Genomic DNA, 13,432 nt, shown 5'->3' on the forward strand with positions numbered 1-13,432 from the left:
TCGTCTCCTTCGCTTACAGAGGGATGTTGAGGTGCTTGGCGGCCACGTCGACGCTCGCGCCGCCGTGCACGATCTCGACCAGCGCCGCGACCATCCGGTCGGGCCGCTCGGCCTCGACGATGTTGCGGCCGTAGACGATGCCGCTCGCCCCGGCCTGGATCGCGTCGTGGGCCATCTGCAGCGCGTGCAGCGGGGTCGGCTTCATCGGGCCGCCGAGCGCGAGCACCGGGACCAGGCACCCCTCGACCACCTCGCGGTAGTCCTCAGGCGTGCCGGTGTACTGGGCCTTCACGAAGTCGGCGCCCGCCTCGGCGGACACCCGCGCGCCGTGGGCGATGTTGGGCAGCGTGTGGGCCTCCAGCGCCTTGAAGCCGATCGGGATCGGCTCGGCCATCACCGGCATGCCCCACCGGTCGGCCTCGGCGCAGAGCTCGCGCAGCTCGCCCATCTTGGTGACCTCGGGGTTGCCCGGGAACACCTTCAGCTCCAGCGCGTCGGCCCCCCAGCGGACGGCCTGCTCGACGCCGTACCGGGCCGACGGGATCTCGCTGTCGAGGGCCAGGATGAGGCCGGTGCCGCCCAGTTCGTCGGCGGCGGCGCGGGCCAGGCCGATGGTGGCCAGGATCGCGTCGACGCCGCCGTCGACGATCCGCCTGACCGCCTCGCGGCCCCGCTCCAGGCCGGGGGCGACGCCCTTGGTGATCCCGGCGTCCATGGCGGCGATCACGGCTCGCCCGTCGGGGGCGAAGACGTGGTGCATGCGACGGCGGGGCCAGTGGGTGCTCATTTCTCTCCTTCTCGCGCGACTTCGGAAACGACCAGGGACTTCAGGCCGAGTTGCTGCTTGGTGGTCTCGAACGCCTCGGCCACCGCGTCGAGCGGGAACCGGTGGCTGATCAGCGGGGCGACGTCGACCTGGCCGAACCGCAGGAGGCGCAGGGCGGTCGCGAAGTCGTTGGGGATGAAGTCGTGGCTGCCGTTGATGGCGACCTGGTCGTAGTGGGGCACGTCGGGGTTGAGGGCGATGGCGCCCTTCGGGTGGGTGCCGGCGAAGAGGTTGACCGCGCCGTTCTTGGCGACCAGGCCGAACGCGGCCTCGATGACGGCCGGGATGCCGACGGTGACGATGACGACGTCGGCGCCGCGCCCGTCGGTGAGGTCGAGAACGGCCTCCTTCTGGTTCGCCGCCTCGACGACGTCGTGGGCGCCCAGTTCCGAGGCGACCTTCAGCCGGTCGGTCTTCATGTCGGTGACGATGACCCGGCCGCCGCGCGCCCCGGCGACCTGCGTGTGCAGCAGCCCGATCGGGCCCGCGCCCACGACCAGCACGTTCTCGGTGAGGGGCAGCGGCAGCGCGCGGTGGGCGTTGACCACGCAGGCCAGCGGCTCGGCGAACGACGCCGCCTCGAAGCCGACGCCGTCGGCCAGCTTGGTGAGCTGCCGGACCGGCATCACGGTCGCGTCGGCGAAGCCGGCGATCGGGTGTTTGACGAGGTTCTCGCAGAAGTTGGCCGCGCCCCGGGCGCACTGGTGGCAGCGCCCGCACACCCCGCGCCAGTCGACCGCGACCCGGTCGCCGACCTGGAGGTCGCCGGTGTCGCCGCTCCCGAGTGCGGTCACGACACCGGCGATCTCGTGGCCCGGCGTCCAGGGGTCGCGCTTGGCGGCGGTGGCGGCGGTGTAGCTGCGGATGTCGCTGGGACAGACGCCGGAGGCGTGAATCCTGATGACGGCCTGGCCCTCTCCCGCGACCGGGTCGGCGACCTCTTCGACTCGCAGGTCGTTGTGGCCGTACAGCAGAGCTGATCGCACGCCGACCCCTTTCCCAGCAGCCCATCAGGCTGTCTGCTTGTCTGGCAGGTTTGAAATGGTGCCTGGTGTTCCAGAGCCGAACAAGGCTCCGTTTGTCACGATTTGGTGTTATCGGAATAGTTCGCGAAGGACGCGGACGGTCCTGAGCTGGTCTTCCGGCCCGCCGCCCTCGTGGTTGTTGTAGGGCCAGACGGTGATGTCCTTGGGGCCCTGGTAGGCGTTGAAGGCGGCGTACACGGTCGAGGGCGGGCAGACGCCGTCCATCAGCGCGACGGAGAACGAGCCGCGGCAGGTGGCGCGGGCCGCGAAGGCGGTGGCGTCGAAGTAGGCGAGCGTGGCGAACGCCTGCTCCCACTTCGTGCGGTGGATCGAGCACCAGCGCACGATCTCGGCGAAGGGTTCCCGCTCGGTGATCGCGGTGGCCCTGCGGAAGGCCGACAGGAAGGGGACGTGCGGGACCGCGCCGGATATGTCGTCGCGGAGACCGGCCACGACCAGCGACAACGCACCGCCCTGGGACCGGCCGGTGACCGCGATCTCCGATACGTGGGGATGCCGCCTGGCCGCGTCGACGGCTCTCACCGCGTCGGTGTAGAGACGGCGGTAGTAGTAGTCGTCCTTGTCGAGGATGCCGCGCGTCATGTAGCCGGGCACGGCCGGGCCCGTCGCCGACGGGTCGCCCGTGTCGCCGGCCCGCCATGAGCTGCCCTGACCCCGGGTGTCCATGACGAAGTGGCCGAAACCTGACGAGACGTAGGCCAGGGACTCGATCGGGATGCCGCGCCCGGAGCCGTACCCGAGATATTCGACCGCCGTCGGCACGGGACCTGTCCGGTTCGCCGGGAGCAGCAGCCACGCCTTGATGGGGTCGCCGCCGTAGCCGGTGAACGTGACGTCCCAGGTGTCGACCGTGGTCAGGCCGGCGTCGTGGGGCTCGAAGGCGACCTCCAGCGCGGGTTGCCCGCTGAGGGTCCCGGCCCAGAAGGCGTCGAAGTCGGCCGGTTCCGGTTCCGGATAGCGGTATTCACGCAGCTGGGGGAGTGGGAGGTCGAACTGCGGCACGTTCTCACCCCTTCAGGGTCGGGAAGAGCCGGGCGGGGTTGGCGACGGCGACGGTGGTCAGGTCGTCGCCCAGGACCTCGGCGGCCTCCGCCAGGCAGGCGCGGAAGGTCTCGCCGTCGACGAACGGGAAGTCCGAGCCGACCAGGAAGCGCTCCGGACCGGCCAGCTTCAGCGCCGAACCGAGTGAGTAGGGCGTGGTGGCGAGGGCGAAGTCGTAGTGGAAGGCCCTCAGCGCCCGGTGGATCCCGCCTGCGCCGACCTGCTGCATTTCGGGCAGCGGTTCGGCGATGGTGAGGCGTCCGGCCAGGTAGGGGGCGGTTCCGCCGCAGTGGGAGAAGATCCAGGTGATGCCGGGGTAGCGGTCGTGCGCGCCGTTGAGGAGCAGGTTGACGATGGCGCGGGTGGTGTCGAAGACGTACTCGATCAGGGAGGGCCGCAGGGTGATCTCGGCGGCCGGATAGTGGACCGGGAGCTGCGGGTGGACGTGCACGACCGCCTCCCGCCGGTCCAGCTCGGCCAAGACCGGCTCGAACGCCGGGTCGCCCAGATACCGCCCCGCGTAGTTGGTCAGCAGGCCGACCCCCGCGAACGCGTCGTGATCGGCCCACCGCTCGATCGCGTGCAGCGCGTCGCCGACCGACGGCAGCGGCACCGCCACGAACGCCCGGAACCGGTCGCGGTGCGCGGCGACCGTCGCGGCCAGGTCGGCGTTGGTCTGCTCGCACAGCTCCCGCGCGAGCGCCTGGTCGCCGTCGAAGAAGAACCCCGGCGACCCGGCCGACAGGATCGCCAGGTCGATGTCCAGGTCGTTCATCATCGCCAGCGAGGCGGCGGCCGACCATTCCGGCAGGCCGACGCCCGGCTGGGCGCCGATCCCCAGGCCGCGGAGGACCTCCGCGTAGCCCGGGAAGATCGCGTGGTGGTGGACGTCGACGCGCATGTCTAGGAGTCGAGGACCGCGTAGGCCCGGTAGTTGGACGAGCCGGGGCCCGCCGCGCGGTTCTTCAGGATCGCGGTCGCCGTGTAGGCGGGCGAGGAGTTCGGCGGCTCGTTGAGAGCCGGGAGCGGGCCGCCCTTGGCGGGCTCCCGCGCTTCGAGCGCGTCCTTGATGGCCGCGCAGAACTCCGGCAGGTCGTTGGGCAGCCGTGAGGTGATCAGGTTGCCGTCGACCACGACCGGTTCGTCCCTGAAGTTGGCGCCGGCGTTGATGACGTCGTCCTTGATGGTCGCCACGCACGTCGCGTCGCGGCCCGCCACGATCCCGGCGGTGGCCAGCATCCAGCCCGCGTGGCAGATGGCCGCCACGACCAGGCCCCTGGCGTCGGCGTCCTTGACGAGCTTCACCATGTCGGGGTTGCGCCGCAGGTACTCGGGCGAGAACCCGCCCGGGATGATCACGGCGTCGACCGAGTCGAGATCGATGTCCGACGGGAGCAGGTCGGCGCGGGCGGGGTAGCCGATCTTGCTGGCGTACACCTCGTCCGTCGATGGACCGACGACCCGCACCTGCGCGCCGTCCTCGCGGAAGCGCAGGACCGGATACCAGAGCTCCAGCTCCTGGTAGAGGTTTTCGACCAGCACGACGATCCGTGCCTGTGAGAGTTCCACGATGTTCCTCAGACCTTGATGGAGAAGATGCGGCTGGCGTTGTCGCGGGTGATCGCGTCGATCTGCTCGTCGGTCACGCCCTTGCTCTTCAGGCGCGGGATGAACGACGTCCACATGTAGCCGAGGTCGACGCGCTCGTTGGCGAGCTGCGGGTCCGACTCCGTGACGTCGGAGCGCGGGTTGTAGAACCAGCGGTCGTAGGAGAGCACGAGCTGGCTGGTGTAGCCCTCCTTGATCAGGCCGACGAAGGCCTCGGCCATCCGCTCGTCGAGCTCCTCGACGGTGTCGACCCGCCACGGGATGCCCATGTGGTCGAGCTGGAGGTTGGCGCCCCGGTCGAGGATCTCGTGGAGCTGGCCCTCGTCCGGCTCGACGAAGGCGTGCCCGATGATCACCTTCGCCGGGTCGGCGCCCTCCTCCTCCAGGATGTCGAGCTGCTCGATGCCGGGGTTGGTGACGCGGTAGTCCATCGGGTCGGTGTGCGTGTTGATCGCGCAGCCGACGATGCGGGAGGCCCGGCCGGCGGCCCGGATGACCCGGTCCTCCACCTCGTGGATGCGGCGGCCGTTGGGCCCGATCGGGCTCGGCTGCGGCGTGACGCTCTCCTGCCCGGTGGCGATCTTGATGGCACCCGCCCGGTACGGCGTCTGCTGCCAGGCGAAGACCATGCCCTCGGTCAGGTCCTTCACGAAGAAGTCGGTCAGCTCCTCGATCGTCTGCCGCCGCCAGTAGTAGGGGACGCCCATCCGCTCGGGGAAGAAACCGGTGATCGCGATGACGTTCATGCCGGTCCGGCGGGCGACCTCGGCCATCAGCTCGGGGTGGCGGCCGACCTCCGGCGGGGTCATGTCGACCAGCGTGCCGAAGCCCCAGTCGCTCATGCCGTCGGCGACCTGCTTGGCGATGAACGCGACGTTGTTCTCGTAGTCGAGCACGGTCCGGTGGTCGAGCTCCGCGCCCGGGTAGCCGTAGAGGAGGTGCTCGTGGGTGAGGAACCTGCCGGACGTCTCGGGTGAGACGTCGCCCAGAACGGTCCTGAAGACTTCCATCGGATTCAGACTCCTCTGCGAAGGGTGGCGAAGAACTCGGCGAGGTCGTTGGTGCCGTCGACGGACAGGACCCCGTCGGTCCGGTCGCCCAGCGCCTGGGCGACGACGGATGCGCCGTTGCCCACGGAGGCGATGCGGCCACCTGCCGCGTGCACGGCCGTGACCAGCGCGACCTGCGCGCCGGTCGGCTGGGGCAGGTCCCAGGGGGCCACGCCCGGGGCGATGACCACGCTGACGGAGGCGGGGTCGAGATCGGCGGCGTCGGTGTCGGGGATCACGGGGTAGCCGAGGATGCTCTCCGCCCCCTCGGCGGCGGCCACGATGTGGACGGTCGCGCCCTCCTCGCGGCTGCGCAGCACCGGGTACCAGAAGTCGAGCTCCTGGTAGCCGGGGTACGCCAGGACCACGACCTTCTGCTGGGCCAGCGACATTTACGCTCCAAGTTGTTCGGCGGGATGGGAGTCGGCGAAGGAGTCGACGACGTTCGCGCAAGCCCTCAGCGCGGCGAGCGCCACCGCGTTGTCGACGTGGGGGGCGGCGCCGCTGACCCCGATCGCGCCGATCAGCTCGCCGTCGCTGCGCAGCGGGAAGCCGCCGGCCAGGATGACGATGCGCCCGGCCAGCGCCGAGGTCAGGCCCCAGTCGGCCGCGCCGGGCTTGGTGACCTCGCCCCACGCGTCGGTCGGCGCGTTGAACGCGGCGGCGGTGAACGCCTTGTCGACGGCGAGGGCGAGCGCGACCCGGGACGCGCCGTCCATGCGGGTGGCCAGGACCAGCTCGCCGTGGCGGTCGGTGACCGCGACGGCCATGGGCTTCTCGGCGCTGTCCTGGGCGGCCTTGACGAGGCGTTCGGCCAGTTCGAGAGCGACGACGGATTCGGTGCGGATCATGTGTGCGGCCTCACGGAGTGAGCGGGCGTTCGGAGGTGGCGGCCTTCATGAGGCGAGGAGGCCGCCGTCGACGACGACGGCCTGGCCGGTCAGGTAGCGGGAGCCGGGGGAGACGAGGAACTCGATGACGGCGGCGACGTCGTCCGGAACCCCCTGGCCGCCGAGGGGGATGCGCGACTCCAGGGCCGCGACGGTCCCGCCGTCCTTGCCGCCCACCCTGGTCCAGTAGGGGTCGTTGAACGGGGTGTCGATCCAGCCGGGGCAGACGCAGGTGACGGCGATGCCGTCGGGGCCCATCGCGACCGCGAGTGACCTGGTCAGCGCGACGAGCCCGCCCTTGGAGGCCGCGTAGGCGAAGCTCCCGCCGCCGCCCCGGAAGGCCGCCGTGGAGCCGGTGAGCACCACCCGGCCGTTCGGGGAGGCGGCGAGGTACGGGGCCGCCGCCTGGGTCGTCAGGAAGGGCGCCCGGAGGTTGAGCGCCATCGTCCGGTCCCATTCGGACACGGAGAAATTTGCCAATTCGGTCTCGACGAGAAGCCCGGCGCAGAAGACGATGGCATCCAGGCGGCCGTGCGCGTCCACCGCGTCGGCGACCGCCTGGGCGGGTCCGTCGACCGTGGCCAGGTCGACATGGCTCGCCGTCCCCGAACCGGGGTGGGTGTCCAGGGCCTTGACGACCTCGGCGGCGCCCGCCGCGTCGATGTCGGCCACGTGCACGTCGGCGCCGGCCGCGCGCAGCCGGGCCGCGGAGGCGGCCCCGATGCCGCTCGCGCCTCCGGCTATCAGCACAGATGTCACCACAACTCCAACCTGTAGGGCTGCCTGACATCATGAACCTGTGATTCATGTCATGGCAAGGGCGTTATGACCGAAAAATACGCCAGTTGACACTTTTGGATATCCGCTCTCACAATCAACATGTCTGACAGCCAGGCACCCTGGACGGTTGTCCAGCCTCACGTGAGGGAGCGGCCTGTTCCATGCACCACACGAGCGGCCCCGTGTTTCCCGTGGTGTTTCCCGTGGTCCGCACAGCCGGCCCGCCCGCCGAGCGCGGCAGGCAGTACGGCACGCTGGCCCGCGCCCGGATCCACCGTTCGATCTCCGCCTACCAGCGGGTCTTCGAGCACTACGCCGGTTGGGAGTGGGCCACCGTGCGCGCGCACGCGGCCGGCTACCGCGACGTCGTCGGCGACTTCTCGCCGTCGTCCCTGGCCGAGATGCGCGGCATCGCCGAGGGCGCGGGCGTCGACGTGGAGGAGATCCTCGCGCTCAACACGCGCAGCGAGATCATGTTCCACGCCGGCAACAAGGACATCCCCCACGAGTGCACCTCGCTGACGCTGCTGCCCGACCGCTCGGCCACCGGCACCACGCTCCTCGCCCAGAACTGGGACTGGCTGCTCCACTCGATGGACACCGCGATGCTCCTGGAGGTCACCCGCGACGACGGCCCCTCGTTCGTCACGCTGGTCGAGGCCGGCCTGCTCGCCAAGGTCGGCATGAACGCCGCCGGGGTCGGGCTCTGCACGAACACGCTGGTCAGCGACGGTGACGAGGGCCGGATCGGGGTGCCCTACCACGTGCTGCTGAGAGCGGTCCTCGACAGCGGCTCCGGCCGGGAGGCGGCCGAGACGATCACCGGGGCCGAGCGCGCCCTGTCGGCCAACTACCTGATCGCCGACGACACGGGCTTCGCCGCCGACCTCGAGACGGCCCCCCGTGCCGACGGGGTGAGGGTTCTCACCCCCGTGGACGGCCAGATCACCCATGCCAACCACTTCCGGTCCACCGACCTGACAGGCGAGGATCTGTACGCGCGCCGCAAGCCCCACACCCTCACGCGGCTGCGCAACGTCACCGAGAGCCTGAGCGAACGGCCCAGCCTGTCGGTGGACGACCTCAAGAAGGTGCTCGCCGACCACCAGGACAGCCCGTCGAGCGTCTGCCAGCACCCCAACGAGGCCGTGCACGAACGCGAGCGGACCGCGACGATCGCGGGTGTGATCATGGACGTGTCCGACCGTACGATGCATGTCGCCGCCGGGCGGCCCTGCGTGGCACGGTGGGAGACGAGAACACTGGCGCCCAGATGAAGAAGGACCTGCCTGTAATGAAGGTCGTCCCTGTCGAGCAGAAGAGCGCGGCGGAACACGTCCGCACGCAGCTCATCGAACTGATCGAGTCGCGCCACTTCGCGGTCGACGACCGCCTCCCGTCGGAGGCCGAGCTCGCGTCGTCGTTCGGGGTCAGCCGCTCGGTCATCAGGGAGGCCCTGCACAGCCTCAACGCCCTGGGCCTGACCAAGTCGTACGCCGGGAAGGGCACCTTCGTCGCCGCGACCCGCGTGCAGTCCCACCTGCTCAGCGGGCAGTACCTCCCCTCGCAGCTCAACGAGGTCCGCCACTACCTGGAGGTGCCGGCGGCCCGGCTGGCGGCCGAGCGCCGCAGCCAGGAGGACCTCGACGGCCTCGCCGAACTGGTCGCCGCCTTCGAGGTGAACGACGACCCGGCCGAGCGCAACAAGATCGACGCGCTGTTCCACATCGCCATCGCCCAGGCGACCGGCAACCCGCTGTTCTCCCGCCTGGTCGAAGACCTGCGCGCCGTCCTCCAGGACCAGGCGCTGGCGGTGAGCGCCTCTCCCGGCCGCGCCGCCCAGGCCCGCGCCGAGCACCGCGCCATCTTCGAGGCCATCAAGGAGGGCGACGCCGAGATGGCCGCGCTCGCGATGCGCCGCCACCTCCAGGCCGTCGTCAACACCTCGGCCGCGCTCAGCGACTCCTGAAGTCGGTGTACGTCGACCGGAACGTCGTCGTGAACAGCCCCGCGTCGCCGAGCGGCCGGCCTATGTCGAGCACGAAGGAGACCGGCCGGTTCCGCTCGTCGATGGTCAGCGTGTAGGTGACCAGCGACCGGTCGACGGCGTCCCCGGCGTACTCGACGAGCAGCAGCTTCAGCATGTCGCCGGTCAGGTTCCCCGGCACGATCCCCCGGTAGACCCGGCCGGTCCGCTCGAAGGTCACGTTGCCCTGGACGACGAGCGACCGGATCACGGTGAGCCCGGCCGTCGCCGCGACCAGGATCGGCGGCTCGTTGCTCCCGTCGCCGAACTCGCCGAGCGACGCGCCCGACTCGACCACCATCCGGTCCCTGATCGTGTACCGCCGGGGCTTCTCGCTCCCGTACGTGATGTCGGCGACGAAGTCGTCGTGCGGCAGCTCGGCCGGCCCGGCCACGGTCACGGTGCCCTTGGCCTTGGCGAGATTGTCGCCCTGCCCCATGCCGCCCTCGCTGGTGAAGGTGGCGGTCGGGGTAACCCGGTAGACCTCCGACAGCACCGCCGCCAGTTCGGCCTGCGTTTGCGGGACGGCCGACTCGTCGTACGGCCAGAAGACGAACCCGAGCAGCAGCGCGGCGGCCAGCAGTCCCGCCCAGATCCACGGGGAGCGCCGCCTCGGGACCGGCCGGGTGGCCTCGATCCGGCCCGACTCCAGCGCCGCCAGGTCGTCTTCAGTGCCGTCTTCGGTGTCGTGGCCGAGCAGGGTGAGCAGCACCTCCTTCGAGGTGGGCCGCTCGGTGGGCGACTTGGCCAGGCAGCGGCGGACCAGCGGCAGCAGCGCCGCGGGCACCCCGGTCAGGTCGGGCTCGGCGTGCAGGACGCGGTAGGCCACCGACGCGATGTTGTCCCCGCCGAAAGGCACCCGCCCGGTCGCCGCGAACACGATGGTCGCGCCCCAGGCGAACACGTCGGCGGCGGCGGTGACGCGCTGCCCGGAGTACTGCTCCGGCGCCATGTAGGGCGGGCTGCCGATGGCCCGCCCGGTCGTCTCGCTGTGCGCGAGCCGGGAGATCCCGAAGTCGATGACCCGGGGCCCGTCGGCCGCCAGCAGCACGTTGCCCGGCTTGAAGTCCCGGTGGACGACCCCCGCCCGGTGGATCGCGACCAGCGCGGTGGCGGTCCCGATCGCGATGCGCTGGAGTTCGGCGCCCCTGCGGGGCGGGACCCGGTCGAGCGGGGTGCCCGCGACGTACTCGCTGACGATGTAGGGCGGGTCGTGGTCGAGCGCCACGTCGATGATCCGCGCCGTGCAGAACCCGGCGACCTGCCGGGTGGAGTTCACCTCGCGGATCGCGGCGTCGTCCCCGCCGTTGCGCAGCACCTTGACCGCGACCGGCTCCCCGCCCCATTCGGCCAGGTAAACAACGCCTTGTCCCCCTTCGCCGAGCCGGGAGACCACCAGGTAGGGCCCGATCGACCGGGGATCCCCGGCCCGCAGCGGCATAGTCACAATCCCATTGGACGCCACCGGGCCCGCCGAGGTTGGGCGCACGCGCTACTTCGCCGTCAACCCCTTGAGGAAGGCGACCACCGACTCCTCGAAGCGTTCCTTGGTCACCCCGAGCCGTTCCAGCACCGGGTTGCCGGTCCCCAGCAGGGCCAGCACCATGTGCTCGGTGCCGATGTAGTTGTGGCCGAGCCGCAGCGCCTCGGCGAAGGTGAGCTCCAGGAGGCGCTTGTTGTCCTCGCCGAGCTCGCTGTTGCCCGGCAGCGCCTCGCCCGTCTCGGGCAGCGCGTCGCGGGCGATCTGCCGGGCCGTGTCGAGGTCGCCCCCGATGTTCACCAGCGCGCGGGTGGCGAGCCCGTCGGGGTCGGCGAGGATCGCGACCAGCAGGTGGTCCTGACCGGCGGTGGCGTGGCCCGACTCCTTGGCGATCTGCTGCGCCTCGTGGATCGCCTGCTTCGCGCGCGGGGTGAACCGGGAGAACTGCTGGTCGTCGGGCTTGGGCACGAACCGCTTCTGGGCCGCCTGCTTGGTGACGCCCATGCTGCGGCCGATGTCCGTCCACGACGCCCCCGACCTGCGGGCCTGGTCGACGAAGTGGCCGATGAGGCTGTCGGCGACGTCACCCATGTGCTCGGCCATGAGCACGGCGCCGGAGAGCTGCTCGAGAACGTTGGGGTTGGCTGACTTGATGCCCGCGATGAGATCGTCCAGCCGGACCACGGGAGAGGAGGATTCGCTCATGCGTCAACAGTAGGTTGACGATGATGGATCGTCAACCCTCCGTTGACGGTGACGCCGGTGCGGTGCTGGCTGGGGGACACGCCCCGGACCCGTTTGAAGGCGACGCTCAGCGCGAAGGCGTTGGCGTAGCCGACCTGGCGGGCCACCGAGTCGATCGTGAGGTCGGAGCGGCGGAGCAGGTCGGCGGCCAGGGCGATGCGCCAGCCGGTCAGGTAGGTCAGCGGCGGCTCGCCCACCAGGTCGGCGAAGCGGCGGGCGAAGGTGGCCCGGGAGGCGCCCACCTTCCCGGCCATCGAGGCGACCGTCCACGGATGGGCCGGGGCGTCGTGGATCAGCCGCAGCGCCGGGCCGATCAGCGGGTCGCCCTGCGCCAGGTACCAGCCCGGCGCGTGCGCCTCGGGGCGGGCGAACCAGGCGCGCAGGGTCGCGATCAGCGCCAGGTCCAGGAGCCGGTCGAGGACGATCTGCTGCCCCGGACCCTCCCCGCCGACCTCCTGCGCGAGCAGGTCCATGACCGGCGCGGGCCCGTCGGACCGGCGCACCACCACGATGTCCGGCAGGACGTTCAGCAGCCGGTCGCTGACCTCGCCGTCGACCTGGTAGGTGCCGCTCGCCACGGTCGTCGACCCGTCGGGGGAGTGGCCGCTGGTGCGCGGCGCCAGGCGCAGCGCCTCGGTGACGTCGGTCCCGTCGAGGGTCGTCAGCCGGTTGCCGGGACGGACGATGACGTCGGGCGCCGTGGCCGGGTCGTCGCCGACGGTGTAGTGGTCGGGGCCCTTGACGATGGCGATGTCGCCGGTGTCCAGCAGGACCGGTTCGCCGTGGTCGGGCACGATCCAGGCGTGTCCGCGCAGGGCCGAGGCCAGCGCCAGCCGCGCGCCGTCGGCGATGCGCAGCGCCCAGGGCGGCTGCAGGATCGCGTGGCAGAAGGCCGCGCTGTGGGCGCGGACGCCCTGGAGAAGGTCGGCGAGCGGGTCCATGCCCTCAGGTTAGACGCTCAGACATGGATCCAAGCGTGACGAACATGGATCGTCTCATCTCTTCCGCGTGTACTTGGTCGTACCGAAACGAGGAGGTTCTGATGTACGCGATCCTGGGAGTCACCGGCCACGTGGGCGGAGCGGCGGCGCGTGAGCTGCTGCGCCGGGGCGAGCCGGTGCGGGCGGTGGTCCGCGACCCGGCCAAGGGCGCCGAATGGGCGGACGCCGGGGCGGAGGTGGCCGTGGCCGACCTCAACGACCGGGCGTCGCTGGCCGAGGCGCTGCGCGGCTGCGCGGGGGCGTTCGTCCTGCTGCCGACCGACGCCGCCGCGGCCGACCCCGACGCCGCCCACCGCGCGACGGCCGACACGATCGCCGAGGCGGTGCGGGAGAGCGGGGTGCCCCACGTCGTGGCGCTGTCGTCGGTCGGCGCCGACCTGCCCGAGGGCACCGGCCCCATCCGCTGGCTGCACCACCTGGAGAACGCGCTGCGCGCGACGGGGGCGCGGGTCACCGCGGTCCGTTCGGGCCACTTCCAGGAGAAGGTCGAGCTGCTCCTCGACGCGATCCTCGGACCGGGGATCTATCCGGTCTTCGCCGAGTCGGCCGACGTGCCGACGCCGATGATCGCCACCCGGGACATCGGCGAGGTGGTCGCCGATCTCCTCGTCACCCCCGCCGCCGCCTCGGAGGTCGTCGACCTCGACGGCCCGGTCACCACCGAGCGCCAAGTGGCCGAGGAACTGTCGGCCGTCCTCGGCCGGCCGATCCAAGTGGTCACCGTCCCGAAGCCGGGCTGGGCCGCCGCGATGGTGGACGGCGGCCTCCCGCCGCAGCTCGCCGCCGAGCTGGTGGGCCTTTACGAGGCCGAGGAGCGCGGGATCCTCCAGCTCAGGGGCGACCGCCACCTGACCGGCACGACCGACTTGGCGAAGACGCTCCAGCACGTCTTGAGCTGACGCCAAGTCGGGTCCAACCGCGGACCAAGGGGCGCTTGGCAT

Annotated in this window: 15 protein-coding genes; 3 read left to right on the forward strand and 12 right to left on the reverse strand. The window is 71.2% G+C overall.

Features of this window, described 5'->3' with window-relative positions; genetic code table 11:
- Positions 1–13 precede the first annotated feature (13 nt).
- The 9 genes from AW270_RS15550 to AW270_RS15590 form a co-directional block, all read right to left on the reverse strand.
- Positions 14–787: a class I fructose-bisphosphate aldolase gene (locus AW270_RS15550; protein WP_082801575.1), complete on the reverse strand. Its 774-nt coding sequence runs from the start codon at positions 785–787 to the stop codon at positions 14–16.
- A complete protein-coding gene (locus tag AW270_RS15555) occupies positions 784–1,812 on the reverse strand; it encodes an alcohol dehydrogenase catalytic domain-containing protein (RefSeq protein WP_061295048.1) in 1,029 nt (342 codons plus the stop codon). Before AW270_RS15555 ends, AW270_RS15550 begins: the two co-directional genes overlap by 4 nt.
- Positions 1,813–1,920: 108 nt before the next feature.
- A complete protein-coding gene (locus AW270_RS15560) occupies positions 1,921–2,874 on the reverse strand; it encodes an acetylxylan esterase (protein WP_061295049.1) in 954 nt (317 codons plus the stop codon).
- A gap of 4 nt (positions 2,875–2,878) precedes the next feature.
- Complete coding sequence (locus tag AW270_RS15565; protein WP_061295050.1) at positions 2,879–3,814, reverse strand: amidohydrolase family protein; 936 nt, start codon at positions 3,812–3,814, stop codon at positions 2,879–2,881.
- 2 nt (positions 3,815–3,816) lie between these two features.
- Positions 3,817–4,482 (reverse strand): type 1 glutamine amidotransferase domain-containing protein, encoded by a 666-nt coding sequence (locus AW270_RS15570; RefSeq protein WP_218009231.1) that lies wholly within the window; start codon positions 4,480–4,482, stop codon positions 3,817–3,819.
- Positions 4,483–4,490: 8 nt separating this feature from the next.
- Positions 4,491–5,531: a phosphotriesterase family protein gene (locus AW270_RS15575; RefSeq protein WP_061295051.1), complete on the reverse strand. Its 1,041-nt coding sequence runs from the start codon at positions 5,529–5,531 to the stop codon at positions 4,491–4,493.
- 5 nt (positions 5,532–5,536) lie between these two features.
- Positions 5,537–5,962, reverse strand: a complete 426-nt coding sequence (locus tag AW270_RS15580) for a DJ-1/PfpI family protein (protein WP_061295052.1) — start codon at positions 5,960–5,962, stop codon at positions 5,537–5,539.
- Positions 5,963–6,421 (reverse strand): GlcG/HbpS family heme-binding protein, encoded by a 459-nt coding sequence (locus AW270_RS15585; protein ID WP_061295053.1) that lies wholly within the window; start codon positions 6,419–6,421, stop codon positions 5,963–5,965.
- 45 nt (positions 6,422–6,466) lie between these two features.
- Positions 6,467–7,219, reverse strand: a complete 753-nt coding sequence (locus AW270_RS15590; RefSeq protein ID WP_063819229.1) for an SDR family NAD(P)-dependent oxidoreductase — start codon at positions 7,217–7,219, stop codon at positions 6,467–6,469.
- A 224-nt stretch (positions 7,220–7,443) separates the two neighbouring features.
- Between AW270_RS15590 and AW270_RS15595 the strand changes: the two genes are divergently transcribed.
- Together AW270_RS15595 and AW270_RS15600 are read left to right on the forward strand one after the other, a co-directional pair.
- Positions 7,444–8,517, forward strand: a complete 1,074-nt coding sequence (locus AW270_RS15595; RefSeq protein ID WP_157522021.1) for a C45 family autoproteolytic acyltransferase/hydrolase — start codon at positions 7,444–7,446, stop codon at positions 8,515–8,517.
- A 17-nt stretch (positions 8,518–8,534) separates the two neighbouring features.
- Positions 8,535–9,209 (forward strand): FadR/GntR family transcriptional regulator, encoded by a 675-nt coding sequence (locus tag AW270_RS15600; RefSeq protein ID WP_061295056.1) that lies wholly within the window; start codon positions 8,535–8,537, stop codon positions 9,207–9,209.
- Here AW270_RS15600 and AW270_RS15605 read toward each other — a convergent pair.
- Genes AW270_RS15605 through AW270_RS15615 form a run of 3 tightly spaced genes read right to left on the reverse strand, consistent with a single transcriptional unit; the run spans position 9,196 to position 12,431 of the window.
- Complete coding sequence (locus AW270_RS15605; RefSeq protein WP_061295057.1) at positions 9,196–10,707, reverse strand: serine/threonine-protein kinase; 1,512 nt, start codon at positions 10,705–10,707, stop codon at positions 9,196–9,198. The genes AW270_RS15600 and AW270_RS15605 overlap by 14 nt on opposite strands.
- Before the next feature lie 51 nt (positions 10,708–10,758).
- Positions 10,759–11,451, reverse strand: coding sequence for a Clp protease N-terminal domain-containing protein (locus AW270_RS15610; RefSeq protein ID WP_061295058.1), 693 nt, complete (start codon positions 11,449–11,451; stop codon positions 10,759–10,761).
- Positions 11,448–12,431 carry an AraC family transcriptional regulator gene (locus AW270_RS15615; RefSeq protein ID WP_061295059.1) on the reverse strand — a complete coding sequence of 328 codons (984 nt, stop codon included), beginning with the start codon at positions 12,429–12,431 and terminating at the stop codon, positions 11,448–11,450. The genes AW270_RS15610 and AW270_RS15615 overlap by 4 nt, the downstream gene beginning before the upstream one ends.
- 101 nt (positions 12,432–12,532) lie before the next feature.
- Between AW270_RS15615 and AW270_RS15620 the strand changes: the two genes are divergently transcribed.
- Positions 12,533–13,390 (forward strand): NmrA family NAD(P)-binding protein, encoded by an 858-nt coding sequence (locus AW270_RS15620; protein WP_061295060.1) that lies wholly within the window; start codon positions 12,533–12,535, stop codon positions 13,388–13,390.
- Positions 13,391–13,432: the final 42 nt, after the last annotated feature.

This window comes from Herbidospora cretacea, assembly GCF_001570605.1.
Taxonomy (GTDB): Bacteria; Actinomycetota; Actinomycetes; order Streptosporangiales; family Streptosporangiaceae; genus Herbidospora; species Herbidospora cretacea.